Source organism: Kitasatospora acidiphila, from assembly GCF_006636205.1.
GTDB lineage: Bacteria > Actinomycetota > Actinomycetes > Streptomycetales > Streptomycetaceae > Kitasatospora > Kitasatospora acidiphila.
Genome location: NZ_VIGB01000003.1, coordinates 2,098,725 through 2,115,550 on the forward strand (window position 1 = coordinate 2,098,725; position 16,826 = coordinate 2,115,550).

At 68.5% G+C, this 16,826-nt stretch carries 26 protein-coding genes and 3 pseudogenes; 15 read left to right on the top strand and 14 right to left on the bottom strand.

From position 1 onward, the window contains the following. Positions 1-68: 68 nt before the first annotated feature. The 3 genes from E6W39_RS10570 to E6W39_RS10580 all read left to right on the top strand — a co-directional run bounded on the left by E6W39_RS10570 (position 69) and on the right by E6W39_RS10580 (position 2,263). Complete coding sequence (locus E6W39_RS10570) at positions 69-1,424, top strand: lipase/acyltransferase domain-containing protein (protein WP_181799190.1); 1,356 nt, start codon at positions 69-71, stop codon at positions 1,422-1,424. Further along, a complete protein-coding gene (locus E6W39_RS10575; protein WP_141633319.1) occupies positions 1,425-1,688 on the top strand; it encodes a hypothetical protein in 264 nt (87 codons plus the stop codon). It begins immediately after the preceding gene. 398 nt (positions 1,689-2,086) lie between these two features. Beyond that, complete coding sequence (locus E6W39_RS10580; protein ID WP_141637665.1) at positions 2,087-2,263, top strand: helix-turn-helix domain-containing protein; 177 nt, start codon at positions 2,087-2,089, stop codon at positions 2,261-2,263. 172 nt (positions 2,264-2,435) lie between these two features. Here the strand turns inward: E6W39_RS10580 and E6W39_RS41240 are convergent, their stop codons facing one another. Continuing rightward, positions 2,436-2,612, bottom strand: coding sequence for a hypothetical protein (locus tag E6W39_RS41240; protein ID WP_228718070.1), 177 nt, complete (start codon positions 2,610-2,612; stop codon positions 2,436-2,438). A gap of 204 nt (positions 2,613-2,816) precedes the next feature. Further along, the gene (locus tag E6W39_RS10590) at positions 2,817-3,788 is read right to left on the bottom strand and encodes a quinone oxidoreductase family protein (RefSeq protein WP_141633320.1); all 972 of its coding nucleotides are present in this window, start codon (positions 3,786-3,788) and stop codon (positions 2,817-2,819) included. Positions 3,789-4,085: 297 nt separating this feature from the next. On the opposite strand from E6W39_RS10590, the gene E6W39_RS10595 reads away from it, so the two are divergent. Then, a complete protein-coding gene (locus E6W39_RS10595; RefSeq protein WP_141633321.1) occupies positions 4,086-4,304 on the top strand; it encodes a hypothetical protein in 219 nt (72 codons plus the stop codon). Between the two features lie 155 nt (positions 4,305-4,459). Here E6W39_RS10595 and E6W39_RS41245 read toward each other — a convergent pair whose 3' ends face one another. Continuing rightward, positions 4,460-4,636, bottom strand: a complete 177-nt coding sequence (locus E6W39_RS41245) for a hypothetical protein (protein WP_267286684.1) — start codon at positions 4,634-4,636, stop codon at positions 4,460-4,462. A 489-nt stretch (positions 4,637-5,125) separates the two neighbouring features. After that, positions 5,126-5,908, bottom strand: coding sequence for a maleylpyruvate isomerase family mycothiol-dependent enzyme (locus E6W39_RS10605; RefSeq protein WP_228718072.1), 783 nt, complete (start codon positions 5,906-5,908; stop codon positions 5,126-5,128). On the opposite strand from E6W39_RS10605, the gene E6W39_RS41250 reads away from it, so the two are divergent. Further along, entirely contained in the window at positions 5,903-6,346 is a 444-nt protein-coding gene (locus tag E6W39_RS41250; RefSeq protein WP_228718073.1) for a thiamine pyrophosphate-dependent enzyme, read from the top strand. The genes E6W39_RS10605 and E6W39_RS41250 overlap by 6 nt on opposite strands. Positions 6,347-6,358: 12 nt before the next feature. Here E6W39_RS41250 and rpmF read toward each other — a convergent pair whose 3' ends face one another. From rpmF to E6W39_RS42795, 3 genes and pseudogenes are all read right to left on the bottom strand, one after another. Next, a complete protein-coding gene (gene rpmF / locus E6W39_RS10615; protein ID WP_101383246.1) occupies positions 6,359-6,523 on the bottom strand; it encodes a 50S ribosomal protein L32 in 165 nt (54 codons plus the stop codon). Positions 6,524-6,577: 54 nt separating this feature from the next. Then, positions 6,578-6,848, bottom strand: a pseudogene (gene rpsR / locus E6W39_RS10620) (30S ribosomal protein S18). Positions 6,849-7,178: 330 nt separating this feature from the next. Beyond that, positions 7,179-7,250: pseudogene (locus E6W39_RS42795) on the bottom strand (GTP-binding protein); the annotation flags it as partial. A gap of 77 nt (positions 7,251-7,327) precedes the next feature. Here E6W39_RS42795 and E6W39_RS41260 point away from each other — a divergent pair. From E6W39_RS41260 to E6W39_RS10635, 3 genes and pseudogenes are all read left to right on the top strand, one after another. Further along, entirely contained in the window at positions 7,328-7,813 is a 486-nt protein-coding gene (locus E6W39_RS41260) for a hypothetical protein (RefSeq protein WP_228718074.1), read from the top strand. Positions 7,814-7,846: 33 nt separating this feature from the next. Next, a pseudogene (gene rpmG, locus E6W39_RS10630) lies at positions 7,847-8,035 on the top strand (50S ribosomal protein L33); the annotation flags it as partial. Between the two features lie 64 nt (positions 8,036-8,099). After that, a complete protein-coding gene (locus tag E6W39_RS10635) occupies positions 8,100-8,351 on the top strand; it encodes a type B 50S ribosomal protein L31 (protein ID WP_141633323.1) in 252 nt (83 codons plus the stop codon). 322 nt (positions 8,352-8,673) lie between these two features. On the opposite strand, the gene E6W39_RS10640 is transcribed toward E6W39_RS10635, so the two are convergent. Next, entirely contained in the window at positions 8,674-9,570 is an 897-nt protein-coding gene (locus tag E6W39_RS10640; protein WP_141633324.1) for a phytanoyl-CoA dioxygenase family protein, read from the bottom strand. A gap of 191 nt (positions 9,571-9,761) precedes the next feature. Beyond that, positions 9,762-10,865, bottom strand: a complete 1,104-nt coding sequence (locus E6W39_RS10645) for an NAD-dependent epimerase/dehydratase family protein (protein ID WP_141633325.1) — start codon at positions 10,863-10,865, stop codon at positions 9,762-9,764. A 158-nt stretch (positions 10,866-11,023) separates the two neighbouring features. Here E6W39_RS10645 and E6W39_RS10650 point away from each other — a divergent pair, with 158 nt between their 5' ends. Next, entirely contained in the window at positions 11,024-11,347 is a 324-nt protein-coding gene (locus tag E6W39_RS10650; RefSeq protein WP_141633326.1) for a putative quinol monooxygenase, read from the top strand. 7 nt (positions 11,348-11,354) lie between these two features. On the opposite strand, the gene E6W39_RS39200 is transcribed toward E6W39_RS10650, so the two are convergent. The 4 genes from E6W39_RS39200 to E6W39_RS10665 are packed head-to-tail and all read right to left on the bottom strand — an operon-like array spanning position 11,355 to position 12,419. After that, positions 11,355-11,519, bottom strand: coding sequence for a hypothetical protein (locus tag E6W39_RS39200; RefSeq protein ID WP_181799191.1), 165 nt, complete (start codon positions 11,517-11,519; stop codon positions 11,355-11,357). Next, positions 11,516-11,755 carry a hypothetical protein gene (locus E6W39_RS10655; protein WP_141633327.1) on the bottom strand — a complete coding sequence of 80 codons (240 nt, stop codon included), beginning with the start codon at positions 11,753-11,755 and terminating at the stop codon, positions 11,516-11,518. The genes E6W39_RS39200 and E6W39_RS10655 overlap by 4 nt, the downstream gene beginning before the upstream one ends. Beyond that, positions 11,743-12,000, bottom strand: a complete 258-nt coding sequence (locus E6W39_RS10660; protein WP_141633328.1) for a hypothetical protein — start codon at positions 11,998-12,000, stop codon at positions 11,743-11,745. Before E6W39_RS10660 ends, E6W39_RS10655 begins: the two co-directional genes overlap by 13 nt. After that, on the bottom strand, positions 11,997-12,419 hold the full coding sequence (locus E6W39_RS10665) for an ATP-binding protein (protein ID WP_141633329.1): 423 nt from the start codon (positions 12,417-12,419) through the stop codon (positions 11,997-11,999). Before E6W39_RS10665 ends, E6W39_RS10660 begins: the two co-directional genes overlap by 4 nt. Positions 12,420-12,716: 297 nt before the next feature. On the opposite strand from E6W39_RS10665, the gene E6W39_RS10670 reads away from it, so the two are divergent. Both E6W39_RS10670 and E6W39_RS10675 read left to right on the top strand, forming a co-directional pair. Next, complete coding sequence (locus E6W39_RS10670) at positions 12,717-13,583, top strand: helix-turn-helix domain-containing protein (RefSeq protein WP_141633330.1); 867 nt, start codon at positions 12,717-12,719, stop codon at positions 13,581-13,583. After that, entirely contained in the window at positions 13,576-13,779 is a 204-nt protein-coding gene (locus E6W39_RS10675; RefSeq protein ID WP_141633331.1) for a DUF397 domain-containing protein, read from the top strand. The genes E6W39_RS10670 and E6W39_RS10675 overlap by 8 nt, the downstream gene beginning before the upstream one ends. A 135-nt stretch (positions 13,780-13,914) precedes the next feature. Here E6W39_RS10675 and E6W39_RS10680 read toward each other — a convergent pair whose 3' ends face one another. Beyond that, positions 13,915-14,349: an NUDIX domain-containing protein gene (locus E6W39_RS10680; RefSeq protein ID WP_228718075.1), complete on the bottom strand. Its 435-nt coding sequence runs from the start codon at positions 14,347-14,349 to the stop codon at positions 13,915-13,917. 308 nt (positions 14,350-14,657) lie between these two features. On the opposite strand from E6W39_RS10680, the gene E6W39_RS41265 reads away from it, so the two are divergent. The 4 genes from E6W39_RS41265 to E6W39_RS39205 all read left to right on the top strand — a co-directional run bounded on the left by E6W39_RS41265 (position 14,658) and on the right by E6W39_RS39205 (position 16,824). Then, complete coding sequence (locus tag E6W39_RS41265; RefSeq protein ID WP_141633332.1) at positions 14,658-14,870, top strand: hypothetical protein; 213 nt, start codon at positions 14,658-14,660, stop codon at positions 14,868-14,870. Next, positions 14,854-15,378 (top strand): DUF6879 family protein, encoded by a 525-nt coding sequence (locus E6W39_RS10690; RefSeq protein ID WP_141633333.1) that lies wholly within the window; start codon positions 14,854-14,856, stop codon positions 15,376-15,378. Before E6W39_RS41265 ends, E6W39_RS10690 begins: the two co-directional genes overlap by 17 nt. Then, a complete protein-coding gene (locus tag E6W39_RS10695) occupies positions 15,375-16,208 on the top strand; it encodes a Scr1 family TA system antitoxin-like transcriptional regulator (protein WP_141633334.1) in 834 nt (277 codons plus the stop codon). The genes E6W39_RS10690 and E6W39_RS10695 overlap by 4 nt, the downstream gene beginning before the upstream one ends. A 466-nt stretch (positions 16,209-16,674) precedes the next feature. Next, positions 16,675-16,824: a hypothetical protein gene (locus tag E6W39_RS39205; RefSeq protein ID WP_181799192.1), complete on the top strand. Its 150-nt coding sequence runs from the start codon at positions 16,675-16,677 to the stop codon at positions 16,822-16,824. The last annotated feature ends 2 nt before the right edge of the window (positions 16,825-16,826 follow it).

The following is a 16,826-nucleotide window of genomic DNA, read 5'->3' on the forward strand; positions in this document are numbered from 1 at the left end:
CGCCGATGTGACAGGATCGGTCCTCCCGAACGGGCCTACTGTACGGCCTGCGGAGTGCTGGGGGAGCCGTGACCAAGGCATCGGTGGCCGACCTGATCGTGGTGCTGCCCGGGATCATGGGCAGCGTGCTGGTCCGGGACGGCCGGGAAGTGTGGAACAGCCGCGTCGCCGTGATGGGCCGCCACGCGCTGCGCGGGATGCGCGACTTGGGCGAGCTCGCGCTGCCGCCCGGGATCGGTGACGGGGACCCGCAGGACGGGGTCGAGGCGGTCGCGCTCCTCCCCGGTCTGCACATCCTGCCCGGGGTGTCCGCGATCGACGGCTACGCCGGCCTGCTCGACTTCCTGAACCGGCGTTTCGACTTCTCCGGCGGCAACCTGCTGCCCTTCCCTTACGACTGGCGGCTCTCGGTGCGCCGCAACGCCCACCGGTTGGACCGCGCGGTCTCGGGCGCGCTGGCCCGCTGGCGCGAGCAGAGCGGAAACACCGGGGCCCGGACCGTCCTTCTCGCCCACTCCATGGGCGGCCTGGTGGCCGGCTACTACCTGGACGTGCTCGGCGGCCACGCCGACGCGCGGGCGCTGATCACCCTGGGGACGCCGTTCCGCGGCTCGCTCAATGCGGTCGCGGTGCTGAACGCGGGCGTGCTGCCCGGTCTCGGCGGGCTCGCCGAACCGGTCACCCGGCTGGCCCGCTCCCTCCCCTCACTCCACCAACTGCTCCCCGACTGGCGCTGCATGGCCGGGGCGGACGGTGCGCGCGTCGGCCTCGACCACATCGAACTCCCCGGCGCAGACCCGGTGTTGGCAGCCGACGCGCGCCGCCTGCGAGCAGAGTTGGCGGCCGCCGCAAACGATGCCTACCAGGTGCACGTCTTCGGCGGCTACCGGCAGCCCACCCGCCAGAGCGCCGCTCTGGGGCCGGACGGTGCACGGTATCTGACGAACCGTCATCTCGATGGCGTGGACCGGGACGGCGACGGAACCGTCCCGCGCTTCTCCTGCTTCCCCAGTCGGTTCGCCGACGACTCCTCGGTGCGCTACTTCGCCCAGCAGCACGGCTCGTTGCAGAACCACCCCGCACTGCTGAACCAGATCGAGGCGATCCTGACCGCCCAGCAGCCGCGGAGCTTCCTGGACGGCGGGCTCGAACTCTCCCTCGACGTGCCCGAGGCGGTGTCCGACGCCCGCTGCCCCGTGCGGGTCATCGCGGACGACGAGCGGCTGTCCCTGGGCGTCACCGCCGAGGACGTGGAGAGCGGCGACCGCACCGGCCCGCGCGGCCTGCGCCACCGCGGCGACGGCCACTACTCCACCACCGTCGACCTGCCCGCCCCCGGCACCTGGCGCATCACCGTCGCCGACCTGGCCAACCCCGCCGGCCACTCGATCACCGGATTCGTCCAGCACGTCCCGCTCACCTAGATGATCAATTCCAGGGGTCAAAAGATCGTCGTCAAGCCTGGCTGTGACATGAAGTCGCCGCACGAACTTTGGTCTGATCCTGTCGAGGCCGAGGCGCTGAAGGTTCGACTCGACGATCTGCACCGGGCGAAGATCCGGCTCGCTGATGAGGTGCTCGTTGTGAATGTGCGCCTGAGTTCCCCGGCGCCCCGCTCCGGGCGGCGTCCCCCCGCAGCCCTGTGCAGTGCATCGACGGGTCGCGTCACCCGCAAGGGTGAGAACTGAGCGAACATCGGAAATCCTGAGCCTTCCTCCGTCAGGCTGAAACTAGCTTGGATTTGGCGAAGTTGGGGGGGCGGGATGTCGCTCGCAGTTGTTGCACCCATCCGATCTCGACCGCTCCTGCAGTCGCCGCAGGACATCGCGGACTTCGAGCAGGACCTGCTGTCGGAATTCGTACTCGCGCGTGCTGCGGCCGGGCTCGCCGACGAGACGATTTCCGGAGACGTGGACGTCCTGATGGAGATGAGAGGCTGGTTCGGCCGCCCGTTGTGGGAGTTGGTACCCAGCGACCTCGACCGGTTCTTCGGTGAGGACCAGCGGCGGCTGGCAACGCTGACGAAGGTCCGCAAGGCGCAGGCTCTGGCGACGTACTTCGAGTTCCTCGAGGTGCGGCACCAGGCCTGGATGACCTCGACATCATCTGCGAGGTTCTGGGCTGCCAGCCCAACGACCTTCTGGCCCCGGAGCCCGAGAAGGCCCGCGCTCGGCGTCCCGCAAGCACTCACGCTCCGGCGGCAGTCGCGGGCGAGCACCCCAGGATCGAACGTCGGGTCGGCCGGACGGAACCACCGCTGTGAGCAACCTGCGGCCTCGGCCGTGCAAGCAATGCGGCAACAAGATCGCGGAGTACGGCCGGCTCCGCTGCTTCAGCTGCCTGCACCCCGATCTGCCCCCGCCGACCTGTACAGCATGCGGCAGCGACGCCCACTACGTCGGCGGTTACTGCCGCCGCTGCCACCCTCGCGTGCCCTACGCGGACAGCTGCAGCGACTGCCTCGCCTGGGGCACCTGGCACCGCCACGGCCGCTGTGCAGCCTGCACCTCCCGGCGCTCGTAGTCGCGGCGCATCTTGCGGTGGGCAGGGGGCGTGGGGAGGCCGTGGCCGCCGTCGACCGGCTGGCAGCGGGCGAGGAACCCGCGGTGCACGGCGGTGACGCGCGGCTCGCTCGACGGGGAGGATCGGTGTGCCGCCCCGCGGATACCCGCATGCGGGTCTCCGTGTCCAAGGTTGAGCTGTATGTGACGATCCGCCGTGACCGTCGTGCTGGCCCGCCTGGTTCGGAGCCAATGTTGGTGCGGTAGGCGCCTCCCTGGGGAAATCCGCTACCGGCTGCTTTCCATACCCCGTGCCTACGGGATGACGAGTAGCTTGCCGGTAGTACGCCGAGCCTCCAGATCGCGGTGAGCTTGGGCGACCTCGGCGAGCGGGTAGCGGGCCGTCACGGTGGTCTCAAGCGCCTTGGTGCGCACCAGTTCAAGCACGTCGGCGGCGCGTCGGAGCAGCTCGGACCGATCGGCGATGAAGTGCCCGAGGCTTGGCCGGATCAGGGTCAGCGAACCGCCCTGGGCGAGCCGGATGGGGTCGAAGGGCGGCACTGCACCACTCGCGGCGCCGAAGAGCACCAGGTGGCCGCGGGTTCGCAGGCTGGCGAGGCTCGCATCGAAGGTGTCCCTGCCAACGCCGTCGAAGACGACAGGCAGGCCTTGGCCGCCATGGAGCCGCTTCACCTCGGCCGCAAGATCGTCCACTGTTGAGTAGAGGATCACCTCGGCGGCCCCGGCGCGCCGCGCCAGCTGGGCCTTCTCCGGTGTCGAGGTTGTGCCGATCACTCTGCCGCCGAGATGGGTGATGAGCTGGGTCAGCAGAAGCCCCATGCCGCCGGCAGCAGCGTGCACGAGCACCGTGTCGCCTGGCTGGACCGGGTAGGCGTCTTTGACGAGGTAGTGCGCCGTCATGCCCTGCAGCAGCACGGCGGCGGCGGCCTCGAAGTCGACGCCGTCGGGCAGGGGCACGAGCCGGGAGGAGTCCACGACGGCCTGCTCGGCATAGGTGCCGGGAATCTCCACCCAGCCGACCCGGTCTCCCACAGCGACGTGGGTGACGCCGGGTCCAACCTCGAGGACCGTGCCCGTGCCCTCAGTGCCCGGGGTGAAGGGCAGCGGGAGAGTGTACCGGCCCTGGCGGTGGTATACGTCGAGGAAGTTGACGCCGGACGCGGCGACCTCCACGACCGCTTGGCCCGGGCCCGGCGTCGGTTGATCAATATCGACCAGTCGCAGCACCTCGGGACCGCCCACTTCGGACATCTGAATCGCTCGCATGACCCCTCCTGAAACGGCAAACGTCCCTCACCAACTCCACTCGTGGCGATCCTATTTCCGCTCGCGGTGAGGTGTCGTAGCCGTCACGTTCAGGTCAGCGACATGAAGCCGGCCGTGCCGCGGCAACTGCCCTAGAGCCCGAGGCTGCGGCCGAGCATCGTTCAGCGTGCCAGCTCAGGAGGTTCGGTGAGCCTGTCGAAGGAGGTCCGGCGTGTCACCGCGGAGGAGCCTGCTCCGCCTGGCGCGGTACCTGAAGTCGGCTGACCACGGATCGGCTCACCGGGCACCGAAAACGTCATGCACTTCGACACCGAATCAGTCGGAACCGAGCCGTGCACAGCCGAGGATCCCGGCCGCCAGAGCCAAGTTCGTGGTGCCAGCGCCTCAGAAATCGCGAACTTAGGCGCTTTGGTCGGCGACTACATCGGAGACAGCACCCGAGCCGAAATCGCCTACGCCCGGTCGCTGGGCAAGCCCGTGCGGTTCACGCACCCCGAAGTCGACCCTGACGCCTGACCGCCCGCTGCCACCTCGACAACCGGGGCCGGCAGCCCGCCCCCTGACCGTCTCGCGGTGGCTTCGGCCGCTGCCCACCCCACACCCTCCGCAGGCATCCCTTGGAATTGGTCATCTAGCGATCACTGCCCTGCGCAGGGCGCCGGGACCTGCGGTCACGCAGAACTGGGCCTGCTCCGCTTTGACGAACACCTTTGGTGTGTTGGTCGGGCGGCGAGCACGGCCTCGTAGGCGGCCGGGCTGCGGTAGACCCGGTCCCAGGCCGGGAAGTCCGCGGGCATCGCCCGCCAGGTGATCCCGCCCGCGACCAGGTACCGCACCGCGTCCAGCATGTGCCGATGGCAGTACCCCTCCGGCCGCCCGCCACGGCCCTCCACCAGCCCGGCACCGGCAGCAGGACACGGACCTGGTCACACTCCGCGTCGGTCATGTCCGAGGGACACCCGACCGCCCGTACGGGGCGGTCCCCGGCGTTCCCGAACCGGTGCGCGAGACAATCACACCCACGCGCAGCCGAGTTGGACCCCACCGGGGCAAGGGCATAGAACTGCGGCAACAGGGCCTCCCGGCGCGCTCAACGGTCTTCGACAACCACGAGCTGCACCAGAGGCCCTGTCTTCATGCGCGTTCCAGCCCGACACCACCCGACCGGGGACCACCGCTCGAACCAATGCCCACCAAGATCGATAGAGCAACAGTCACTAACGACCTGACTGTGGACTCCCTCGTCTCAAGCGCGCAGCCAACCCTCGAAATCGATCATGTGTTCGGCGCGAGTCCGTTCGCGATTCAGCGACAGGTCTGTACGCGGTGGCCTGTCGTCACGCCCAGTCCTCCGGTTCCCAGGCGAAGAGCAGGTCGAGCAGCTCCGGGTCCCCGTCGAGTTGCAGGGAGTCCACCGAAATGCGGTCGTACCGCCAGAGGACCAGATCACTGGCCGTGCCGCGAATGGAGAGGCCTGCCGCTTCCGGGGCCTCGCCGATGGCGGGCAGCCGGGTGGTCCGTGCACCGTCGCCGTCGACCGTGAGGCGCCAGGAGCGGTCCTCGGTGGCGTGAAAGTCGAAGGCGGTGGGCTTGTGCGGCCAGGCACTCCTCGTGAAGCTGGCGATGAACAGGCTCTCCTCGACACCGTCGAGCGCCACCTCGACAGGCAGTGAGGCCGAGTCGCCCACGGTGAGCTGGGCATCGTAGGTGTGCACCGCGATCTCCTGGACTTGGTGCCGGGCGACGCCACCGGCAGTGTGCGGCGTCTGCGTGACACCCCAGCCGGTGAAGCAGCCCTGGTCCGGACCGGCCTCCCGCAGGGCCGCCAGCAACAGCTCGGTCGAGGCGGCCAGCCAGGCCAGCACGCCCTCGCGCTCCTGCGGCGCGACCGCGTCACCCTGGGCCGGGGTCCTGGACGTGGCGTCCGGCCCGGCAGCGACGGTGGCGGCCCAGCGACGGCGGCCCTCGCCGATGTGCTGCACCAGGTCGAACAGCGTCCACTCGGGGCAGGTCGGCACGGGCAGGTCGAGGCTGGGCGCGACGGCGATCGCGGCGCGGAAGGCGGTTGCACGTTCGTCGATCAGCCGCAGCAGATCGGGAAACTCCAGAGTCTTGTGCACGGCGGTAGTTCTACCACCCTGATCCATTCGCCCGACAGCGGTTTTCCCAGCCGATACGGCGGGGAACTCCGGCCCAGGCGAGCCCACGCTCGGGCTTTCGCTACGCCACAGCCGAGCCCCGCGTTCCGGGCGACAGAACCACGCCCCCCGATCGCTCCGGCCGCCTCCGCCCAGCACCGACTGCCGATCGTCTACGTGGTGATGCGCAACGGGGAGTACTCGATCCTCAAGTCCTTCGCGGAGCTTGAGCGGACGCCGGGCGTGCCGGGACTCGACCTGCCGGGGCTCGACATCGCCTCGCTGGCCTGCGGCTTCGGCTGCCACGCGGTGAACGTCGACAGCACCAAGGGTTTGGAGGACGAGTTCACTCAGGCCTTGGCCGCCGACGGCCCCACGGTCATCGTGGTCGCCACCCAGCCCCAGAACGCAGGGCTCTGAGCCGCCCCGGGCTCAGGGGGTGAGCAGCCCGCGCTGGTACGCCTTGACGAGGTTGCGCGGGACGAGGTGCTCGCGCCCGTCGATGGTGAGGGGGACGAGCTGCGGGGCGGCGGCCTTCCACTGGGCCCGGCGGTGCCGGGTGTTACTGCGGGAGGTCTTGCGCTTGGGAACGGCCATGGGGCAACTCCTGGGTGGTCGAAGGGTGTCGAAGGGTGGTGTCGAAGGGTGGTGTCAGCGGGCGGCGGAGGAGTAGGGCAGCAGGGCCATCTCCCGTGCGTTCTTGATGGCCCGGGCCATGGCGCGCTGCTGCTGCACGGTGAGCCGGGTGACGCGGCGATGGGGGCACCTCCCGGCCGAAGGCTGGGGGAGGTTTTTTGCCGCGGTCGGAGATGAACTTCCGCAGCAAAGTGGTGTCCTTGTAGTCGATGTAGGTGATGCCGGCCTCGATCAGGGGGTTGGGACGGGGCTTGGCCGGCCGTCCGGTTCCAGGTCGCTTGGCCATGGGTGGTCTCCTTGTGCGGGTCAGAGGATCGGGTCCAGCAGGTCCTCGAAGGCGTCCGGCAGGGCCTTCCAGCCGTCCTCGCCGGCCGCGAGTTCGGCGTCGGTGAGCAGGCAGGAGTCGAGCAGCTCGGTGATCCTGTCGACGTCCAATCCTTCTACGGTGAAGGCAAGTTGCTGCATCCGGTCGCCGTGCAGGGGTGCCAGTCGAGTGCGGCGGCGGCCCGGCGGTTGGGCGGGTAGTCGTCCCAGTCGGCGTCGGAGAGGAGAGGATGGCGAGCCATGGGCCGCAGTCCTCCACCGCGAGGTTCGCCCCCGCGGCGTCCCAGGCGAACATCGACTCGGGGCGGTTGGCGAGCCAGAAGCGGCCACGGCTGCGCTGCGCGGCCGGGACGAGCTCCTCCAACGCCTCGTGGAAGCGGGCCGGGTGGAGCGGGCGGCGGCGTTCCCAGACCAGGGTGCGACTCCCGCCCGGTCCTGCGGTTGCGGCAGTTGGGCAATGGCCGGGTTGACCCGGTCGCGGGCCGCCGCGACGTCGAAGCCGCCCAGCGCGGCCCGGATCAGCGCGCCGGTCGCGAGCGGCACGACGCGGGCGGTGGCGGGCAGTTGGCGCAGCATGGCGAGCCCGGCGCGGCGCTCGGGGGTGTCCTCGTCGGCGCGTGCGCTCGGGACGGCGAGGACGGTGGCGTACTCGATCTGGTGGGCGAGCGCCTCGGCCCGGGTGCGGGTGTCCTGGCCGGCGGTGTGCTGTCCGTGCTCGACGAGCTCGTCCGGCACGGACAGTGCGAGGTCGAGTTGCCGAAACCCGCTTTGCGGCCGGTCAGTTGGCAGTGGGCGGACATGGTCCGCCTCCTTTCCGTCGGGCAGGTGCGAACGGTGCGGGCACGGCGCAGCCCAGGGCCGGGCGCGCCGCACCCGCAGCACCGTTCCACCATAGCCCAGATGAAAACGGATTTCATTTCACTGTAGACTTGGCTGCCGAGCGCCCCGAGGAGGACCGCCATGGCCCGCAACGAACTTCGCCCGATCATCAAGCTCCTCCCCCAGCGTTCGGCCGGGAGGTGCCCCCATCACCGCCGGCACCGGCTACACCTACGTCACCCGCAAGAACCGCCGGAACGACCCGATCGCATGGTCCTGCGCAAGTACGACCCGGTGCTGGGCCGCCACGTCGAGTTCCGCGAAGAGCGCCGACCCTCCAGCCCCAGCCCCAGCCCCAGACCCCCACCCCTCAGTCACCCTCAGGAGCGCGCCCATGAAGCCCGACATCCACCCCGCCTACCGCCCCGTCGTCTTCCGCGACCGCGCCGGCGGGCTCGCCTTCCTCACCAGGTCGACCGCCACCAGCGACAAGACGATCGATTGGGAGGACGGCAACAGCTACCCCGTCATCGACGTCGAGGTCTCCTCCGCCAGCCACCCCTTCTACACCGGCAAGTCCCGCGTGGTGGACGTGGCCGGACGGGTGGAGCGGTTCAACCGCCGCTACGGCAGCGCCCGCGGCTGACATCACGCGAGTCCACCAACCACCCCGGGCTGCACCGCGCCCCGGCCCGAGGCGGCGCTGACTCCGGCGGCGGCCAGGGCTGGCCAGTCCTCGTCGGGGATCACGCCGCCGAGCACCACCGCGACGCCCGCTAATCCAACGAGGCGCCGCCGGTGTCTCCGGCGGCGCCTCGTTGCCGATCGCCGTGCTCATGAGTCCGCCGGGCCGGGGCACCAGCACCATGGCCTCCGCCCGGCCCGTACTCCCGACCTCCGCCCGACGCGCGACGCCAGACGGCGGCCATGCGGCCCCAGCCCTCCCGGACCGGGGCCGCTCGGATCCGTCAGGGCATCAGCGGCGGGTACGACGGGTCCAGCAGGCCGTGCTCCCGGAGGTAGCCGTGGAGCGGCGTGGTCTCCGGGTAGTGGCCCCACTGGTGGTCGCCGGGCACCTGACCCTCGGTGGCGAGCTTGGCGCCGAGCAGCTGGCGCTGCACCGGGGAGAAGTCGGCGAAGGCCTCGTGCGCGAAGAGGGCGTCGTTCTCGTCGCGGCCGTGCGACCAGCGGTGGGAGTAGGCGAAGAAGATGCCCTTGCGGGTGATGTCCGAGTAGTTGTCGGTGCGGGTGTGCCAGAGTCGCCGGTCGAAGAAGACCGCGTCACCGGGGTTCGCGGTGACCTCGATCGCACCCTCCGGCTCCGGCCAGCGGATGTCGCGGCTCGGCGGCCCGTCGATCCGGTCGCTCAGGTGGCTGCCCGGCACCACCTTGAAGTTGCCCCGGCCGGTCTCGGAGACGTCCGACAGCCAGTAGGCGATCTTCACGGAGAGACGCGGGCGCGGGGTGGTCTCGATCTCCCGGTTCTGCCGGCCGCCGTCCTGGTGCCATTCGAACCGGTACGGCTTGGGCACCCGGATCGTCGGGTGCACGTCCAGGTGCGAGTGGTAGATGTGCACGTTCCAGCCGAGTATCGACCAGACCAGCGGGAAGGTGTTGGGGTGGTTGATCAGGTCGACCACCTCCGGCAGGCTGGCCACCGCGCTCAACTTGTGCATCGCACCCGTCGGCGAGACCTGCCCGGCGGCCCGCTCCTGCTCGTAGAGCCGGTCCAGGGCGTCCGTGTAGTACTCGACTTCGGCGCTGCTGAGGGCCCCCGGCACCACCAGGTAGCCGTCGCGCTCGAACTGCTCGCGCTGCTCGCCGGTCATCGGCGCGACGGAAGCGGTGTTGTCGATGAGAGTCATGGATCCCCCCGGTCATGAGCGACCGTCAATGGAAACTGACGGCCGCCTTAATGAAACTAATGTTCGATAAGGCACGCGCACGGGGGACCATTATGAGAAGACAGCACGAGACACACCCCCGCCACGAATCCCGCACTTCCACCCCCCATAACCCAATGACGCGGCCATCAGGTTGCATCCCGAACGTGTGATCAGCGCCACACGCCAGGCAGGGCCTGGTCGAGCGCCAGGTCGGACAGCAGGTCAGCGATGGCGCCCGCACCGCCACCCGGGCGCCCGGCGGCCTCGAACGCGTGACGCATCCCCTCGGCCAGGCCGATGGGCGGCGTGAAACCGAGGTCCCTCCGGGCAGCGGTCAGGTCGAACCAGTGCGGGTGGACGAGTTCGGCGACCAGGAACCGGCTGAGGTCACGGGTGCCGGTACCCGCATGGCTGCCCGTGCCGCGCCGCAGCCGGCTCACGGCCTCCCGGGCCGCCGCGGCGGCGACGGCGAGCGGGACCGGCACGGGCCGCCAGGTGGCGCGGATGCCGGCGGTGGCGAGCAGCAGCGCGAGGAACCCGCCGAGCGGCAGCGGCTCGCCCTGGGCGATGAAGTAGGCGCGACCGCCGACGGGTTGGCCCTGGTGCAGCAGGTCGAGGGCGAGCAGGTGGGCGTGGGCGGCGGTGCGCACATGGGTGGTGTCGACGAGGTTGGCGCCGCTGCCCGGCATGACCAGGGTCTGGCGGCGGACCAGCCGGGTCAGGGCGGGCACGAAGTGCGGGTCGCCCGGCCCCCAGATGAGGTGCGGACGCAGCGAAAGGGCGGCGAGTTCGGGGCCGTTGGCGTCGAGGACGAGCGCCTCGGCCACGGCCTTGGTGTGCGGGTAGGCGGCCAGATGGCGCACGGGGTACGGGAGGCGCTCGTCGGCGTTCTCCAGGCCGCCGGGGCGGAAGACGACGCTCGCGGTCGAGGTGTGGACAAGGGTGCGCACACCGTGGGCGCGGCAGCGGTCGATGACGGTACGGGTACCCGCCACATTGGTGCGCCAGTACGGGCCCGGCGCGCCGCTGATGCCCGCGAGGGCCGCGTTGTGGACGACGGCGTCGCAGCCGGGGACCGCCCGATCGAGAGCGGCGCGGTCGACGAGGTCGCCGTGCACCTGTCGCACACCGAGCTGCTCCAGTGTGCGGCTCGGGCGGCGACTGAACGAAACGGTCTCGGTGCCACGGGCGGTGAGCTGCCGACAGATCTCGGCACCGAGGAAACCGCTCCCGCCGGTGACGAGGACTCGGGCCGGGCCCGGCGCGGTGACCATGCGGCCGACGGTAGCGACAGCCGCTTCGCGACGCCCGGACCGCACCGTCCCAGGCCCCCGTGTCGGGCGATTCCGACGACAACCCGACAATCGCGCGCGCCACCCTGCCTACGGCGGCGTTACGGAAGCCGTCCCAAGTCGAGGACTAGACTCGGTGAATGATCTTCATCGTGGTGAAATTCCCGGTCAAGCCCGAGTACGCCGACTCCTGGCTGTCCCACGTCGACGCCTTCACCAAGGCCACCCGCGCCGAACCCGGCAACCTCTGGTTCGAGTGGTCGCGCAGTGTCGAGGAGCCCGACACCTATGTGCTCGTCGAGGCCTTCCAGGACGACGCCGGCGAGGCCCATGTGAACTCGGACCACTTCCGGGCGGCGATGGGGACCATGCGACCGCTGGTCCAGCGCGCACCGCAGATCGTCAGCACCACCATCGAGGGCGCCAACGGCTGGAGCAAGCTGGGCGAGCTCGGGCTCGACTGACGCCTCATCATGTTCGGCGTTCGCGTCGCCGACGGGATGCCCACTGCTCCTCGCCGGCAGCCCTGGCCATCCTGAGCGTCGCGACGACGCCGAGGGCTAGACTCGCAAGCGCGAGCGTGAAGACGACCGCGAGCGCGACGGCGATCAGGACGTCGGGGACGGCTGACCTCACCGGCTCACCCCGATGAGCCGGCGCCCGAGGCGGGCGGCGAGGTCGTGGAGGAACTGCTCGGCCTGCCGCCGGGTGAGGGCGAGCGCGAGTTGCTCGCCGGGGCCGGCGTGGATGTCGAGGTCCACGGTGACCCGGACTTGGAGAGCGGCGTCCGGGACGGTCTCGACATCGAGGTGGGCGACGGTAGTTCGCTCGACGTGCGCCCCTTTGTCGACGAGGGTGATCAGGACTCCCACGACCCGCTCCGTTCTGCCTCTTGCACAAGGTTGAGCAGGTTGAGCAGGGTGCTGACCGGGGCGTTGCCGAAGTTGACCAGGACGTGGCCGTCGACGGTGCCACTGGTCCGGGCCGATCCCCAGAGCAGGCCCAACGGGCGCCCGTGCTCCTGGAGTTCACGGATCAGCTCGGTGACCCGGGCCTCGGTGTAGTCGCGCATCCCGGGGCCGTCCGGCGCGATCGGCCGGGGGCGGGCGGCGCTCACGCGGCGGAGTCCAGCTCGAACCAGACGCTCTTGCCGCCGTGCTTGCGCGGCGCGGCACCGAACCGGTGGGTGAGCGACCGGACCAAATGCAGGCCTCTGCCGGAGAGTTCGTACGGATCGGCGGAGCTGCGCTGCTCGGGGAGCGTCGGGCTGTCATCGGCGACAGAGACGCGGAGCGTGCGCAGGGCGCGGGCGGTGGCGGGGACGCGGGTGGGCTCGGCGAGGAGCGCGACCACTACGACGGGCGCGGAACTGCCGCCGTGCTTCCACGCATTGACGAACAGCTCGTGCAGGGCCAGTTCGGCGTCGGCGATCAGGTCGTCGGGCCACCCGGCGCCGGCCATCGCCTCGCGCAACTCCTCGCGAGCGGTGGACCAGTCGGGCGGCTCGGGGGTCTTGGGCAGGGTGAAGGTACGCATGGGGAACCTCCGGGATGTGCTGGGGGGTGAGTGTCATCCGTCGGCGGATGCGTCACCGTGAGCCAGGCCAGGACGCGGCTGGCTGATCCCGCGCATGGCTGCTCTGCGGTGCGGGGCAGCAGGCGCCTGCTGCCCTGTGAACAGGCGTTACTGACGATCCGTTGGATCGGTGTGACACCGACCATAGCGCAGGTCGCCTAAAACTTTACGGCGACCGCCGGGAAGTTCCCTCTTTCGTGGCTACGACCAGGCCGGAGGCTGAGGCAGACTGGTCCCAGCACCTGTAGAAAGGACGCCATGGCCCTTCGAGCGAACCCGACTCTTCGTCAACGCCGCCTGGGCGTTGAGCTGCGAAGGATGCGGGAGCAGGCCAACCTCGGGGGCAGCCAACTCGCCCGCCTGCTCGGCTGCGCTCCCGCCCAGATCACGCAGATGGAGACCGCGAAGACCGGCATCAGCGTGGAGCGCCTGTACACCATCGCCGAGCTGTGCATGTGCACCAACGAGCCTCTGCTGAACGCCCTGGCCGACATCATCACCGACCGAGCGAAGCCCGGCTGGTGGGAGGAGTATCGGGGAGTCCTCCCGACCGACTTCCTCGATGTGGCGGAGCTGGAGGGGCATGCGAGGGAACTCACCAGCTTCGCAATGGCTTTCGTCCCCGGGCTGCTTCAGACGCAATCCTATGCCAACGCCCTTTTCACGAAAGGGCTCCTGCCTCTCCCGCCGCAAGAGATCGATCTCAGGACTACCTTCCGCATGCGAAGGCAGGACGTAGTCCGGTCCGGCAAGACGCCATACTCGGCGCTCCTACATGAAGCCGCCCTGCGCAGCCAGTACGGCGGGGGTACAGTGCTCTGTGACCAACTCACCTCACTGGTCGAGGACTCCGAGCATCCGGGGATCTCCATCAGAGTCGTTCCGTTCGAGGTGGTGGGTTTTCCCCTCCCGAGCGAGGAACTCGCTCACATGGCAGGGCCAGTACCGGAGTTGGACACCATTCAGGCAGACGCATCTTACGGCTCCCACCTCTTCGACTCGCCCGCCCAGCTCGGACGCTATCGCGCGACCCTTGAGCGCATCGGGTCTATTGCACTATCAGAAACCGAATCACAAGATTTCATTCGCTCCATCATGAAAGAGATGCAGGACAGGAATGACTAGGTCACAGTGGCAGAAGTCCAGCTACAGCGCTAACAACAACGACTGCGTCGAAGTACGCACAGTTGACGGCCTGGTCGAAGTCCGCGAGTCCGACACCGGCGACATCATCGTCCGCACCACCCCCGTCAAGTTCGCCAAGTTCCTCCAGGGCATCAAGGCCGGCGAGTTCGACCACCACGCCGACCACACCAGCTGACCCCACCACCCCGGCCCCCTGCCGAGCCAAGCACCCGCGCATGCGAACAACCATCGCACCGGCCCCACCGGCCGCTCTCGATGACTTCGAGGGTGGGCTGCCCAGCAGGGCACGGGCCGGAAGGACAGCTCTGAATCAGGGGGCAATCAGCTTGCGAACCGCGTCGCTAACCTCGGGCAGGTCACCGAGCAGGGCCCACTGGTGGGCATCGTGCTCGGTCAGGACGGCGGGTTCGGTCTTGGCCACGGTGACGGCGAAGTTGAACTCGCGAGTGGTGCCGCCGCGGCTGTTCGGGTAGTCGAAGTAGCCGACGTAGCCGTTGACCATCTCGATGGTCAGACCGGTCTCCTCGGCGGTCTCGCGGTGGAGGGCTTCGAGAATGGTCTCGCCGTCCTCGACCTTGCCGGAGGGGATCTCCCACATCCCGCCCATGAAGTCGTCGGGCTTGCGCCGCTGGAGAAGGACCCGGTCCGCATCGGTGACGACGGCGGCGGCCACGAAGCCGGTGATGCCGTCGGCTCGGGCGTCGCCGACCAGGCCGGACAGGAAGTCGGGGGAGATGACGCTCACGTCAGCAGCTCCTTGTGATGGTTGCTCACTTTGGCGGCCGCGCGGACGTATTGCTCTGCCAGCGCGAGATCCTGCTCACGGTGCCAGACCGGGAGCTTTATCGTGTGACGGTAGACGGGCTCGGCGATGGGGAAGCAACCGGGCAGGTACTGGCGGTGGTGGTGCGGGTGGCCTGGGAACAGGGAGTACCAGCTGGCCTCGTTATGCCAGAACAGGAATATTCGCCTCCTGACGTGGACGCCTTGCCCGCCCGCCCGTAGCGTCTGACATGAGGCCGGGAGGCTCCCGGCGGTGAAAGTGGGTCACCTATGGCAGAGAAGCCGGGACTTACGCGTCTCACGGGCCGTCTCTACGGACCCGAGTGCGATGATGACGACTGTCCCAACGTGTACCGCACTGAGCGTGGAACGTTCGTGGTCCAGGGCGACGCCTTCGACGGCTTCAAGACCCCGGAGGGAGAATGGCTCGTGGAGATCCCGGAGCACGTACTGAGGGAGGCCGTTCGTGCTCTTGGATGGTGAATCGTGGCGGGAGGTATTCGACTCCTACCAGCACGATGCCTGGCGCTTCGAGGCCCAGCCCGCCTACACCATGCCGAACGAAACCGAAAACGTGGCACGATTTCTTCGGGGCGATCCGAAACCAGATGGCCACAATGCCCGCTGGCATGAGCGGGTACGTGCTTACTCGGCCGCAGGAAGGCGAATCGGCCGAGTCAGGATCGTCCGCCAGCCGTTGACGGACTACCAGCGCTATCAGTTCGCATGGGGCATCCCCGGCAACATCGAAGCGGGCGAGGACATTCGCGTTCTCGACGTGACCCGTGAGGACTACGGACTACCGCTGACCGGCCAGGACTGGTGGATGTTCGATGAAGCGCAAATCGTTCATCTCAACTTCCGGCCGGATGGGACACAGATCAACCGAGAGTTGGTCGAGGCCCCGGACATTACCGAATACAAGCGCTGGCGTGACGTCTGCCTCACCCATGCCATTTCGTTCGCTCAGTACCTGAAAGAAAATTGGTGACATTCGATCCTGATGAGCTGGGTCGCTCTAAACAGGACCTAGCGGAGAATCTCAGGGCACTACGCAAGCGGGCCGGCCTCTCTGGAGAGGAGCTGGCCCGCTACTGCAACATGTCCCAGAGTAAGATTTCCAAGATTGAAACCGGCAAGATCGATCCAAGCCTCACGGATGTCGAGTGCATTCTCCGAGCCCTGGGCGCATCCCCGAAGATGGTCAGCGAGATGACCTCTTTGGCGAGGCTGGCCTCCACCGAATGGCAGGACAAGCGTTCGTCTTGGCGCAGGGGAGTCGTCAGGCGGCAGGCCGAACTTGCCGCTCTCGAAGCCGCGGCGACCCGGCTTCGCTTCTTCCTTCCGTCGATGATTACCGGCCTCTTGGCTACACCCGAATACGTGAAGGCGAGCCTGGCTTACACGCCGGGCGATAAGTCCGCTGCGATGGCTCGCAAGCTGGAGCGCCAAGCAATCCTATACGACAAGAGCAAGAACTTTTCATTCATCTTGACGGAACAGGCCGTCAACTGGGCTGTCGTATCGCCACCCGCCATGTCCGTTCAAATCGACCGCTTGACGTCCTTGTCGCACCTTGCGAATGTCAACCTCGGGGTAATCCCATACGGCACCGTACTGCCTCGTGGCCCCATGAATACGTTCACCGTATATGACGGAAGGCTTGCCACGGCCGAGACCTTCACGGGCCGCATGGTATTTCAGGACCCGCGAGACGTAAGACAGTACCTTGATATTTTCTCTCCGTTCGAGCAGTGCGCAGTCTTTGAACAGGATGCGCGCGAACACTTGAACGAATGGTCACGCAGATATCGCCAGTGATCTATAGTCCATTACGGGAATATTGTTGCCTCTCATGCTGAACCTCGCCTAACTTGGTCTCCTCCGAAGTCGAGACTTATGGAGGCCAGATATGTCCGCAGCGAAAAGCGATGACAAGGCCGTTTCTGAACGCCGACAGCATGAGCGGCGCCCCCGACACACCGCCAGTGCGGCTTGCATGGCCGCCATCCGGGCCGATTACGACCCACTGTTCTTCGAGAGGTCGTGGAGTGAGCGCCCTGGTACGCCCGCAGGGTGGCCGTTCTGCGACTGCGGCAGCGAGAAGTGCCCCGACAAGGGGAAGGTGTCCGGCGCTGCGTTGGGCGCAAGGGCATTGACCACTAGCCGCACCAGCATGACCACTTCCCCGCCCGGCCCCAGTCGTCCGCCCGGTCCCGGCCCGATGCCGCCGGACGACCGACCGGCGCACCGGGACCGACAACCACCAACCACGGGAGGCAAAGCCATGGGTAAGCACGGCGGAGGCAGCGGCCAGGACGGCCCCGGCAAGGCGGGCGACGGTTCGGGTGGCGGCCACTCCGGTTCGCCGGACACGGCCCCGCACGACGGACACCGGGACGCGCCGCCCACCAACCTGCCCAAGCCCGAGAAGTAGGT

What these genes read in the sequence shown, in the direction of transcription:
- E6W39_RS10575 (WP_141633319.1), top strand. Translation starts at nt 1,425, where the DNA reads ATGATCAATTCCAGGGGTCAAAAGATCGTCGTCAAGCCTGGCTGTGAC.
- E6W39_RS10590 (WP_141633320.1), bottom strand. Translation starts at nt 3,788, where the DNA reads ATGCGAGCGATTCAGATGTCCGAAGTGGGCGGTCCCGAGGTGCTGCGA.
- E6W39_RS10595 (WP_141633321.1), top strand. Translation starts at nt 4,086, where the DNA reads ATGCACTTCGACACCGAATCAGTCGGAACCGAGCCGTGCACAGCCGAG.
- E6W39_RS41245 (WP_267286684.1), bottom strand. Translation starts at nt 4,636, where the DNA reads ATGCTGGACGCGGTGCGGTACCTGGTCGCGGGCGGGATCACCTGGCGG.
- rpmF (WP_101383246.1), bottom strand. Translation starts at nt 6,523, where the DNA reads ATGGCCGTTCCCAAGCGCAAGACCTCCCGCAGTAACACCCGGCACCGC.
- E6W39_RS10635 (WP_141633323.1), top strand. Translation starts at nt 8,100, where the DNA reads ATGAAGCCCGACATCCACCCCGCCTACCGCCCCGTCGTCTTCCGCGAC.
- E6W39_RS10640 (WP_141633324.1), bottom strand. Translation starts at nt 9,570, where the DNA reads ATGACTCTCATCGACAACACCGCTTCCGTCGCGCCGATGACCGGCGAG.
- E6W39_RS10645 (WP_141633325.1), bottom strand. Translation starts at nt 10,865, where the DNA reads ATGGTCACCGCGCCGGGCCCGGCCCGAGTCCTCGTCACCGGCGGGAGC.
- E6W39_RS10650 (WP_141633326.1), top strand. Translation starts at nt 11,024, where the DNA reads ATGATCTTCATCGTGGTGAAATTCCCGGTCAAGCCCGAGTACGCCGAC.
- E6W39_RS10665 (WP_141633329.1), bottom strand. Translation starts at nt 12,419, where the DNA reads ATGCGTACCTTCACCCTGCCCAAGACCCCCGAGCCGCCCGACTGGTCC.
- E6W39_RS10670 (WP_141633330.1), top strand. Translation starts at nt 12,717, where the DNA reads ATGGCCCTTCGAGCGAACCCGACTCTTCGTCAACGCCGCCTGGGCGTT.
- E6W39_RS10675 (WP_141633331.1), top strand. Translation starts at nt 13,576, where the DNA reads ATGACTAGGTCACAGTGGCAGAAGTCCAGCTACAGCGCTAACAACAAC.
- E6W39_RS41265 (WP_141633332.1), top strand. Translation starts at nt 14,658, where the DNA reads ATGGCAGAGAAGCCGGGACTTACGCGTCTCACGGGCCGTCTCTACGGA.
- E6W39_RS39205 (WP_181799192.1), top strand. Translation starts at nt 16,675, where the DNA reads ATGGGTAAGCACGGCGGAGGCAGCGGCCAGGACGGCCCCGGCAAGGCG.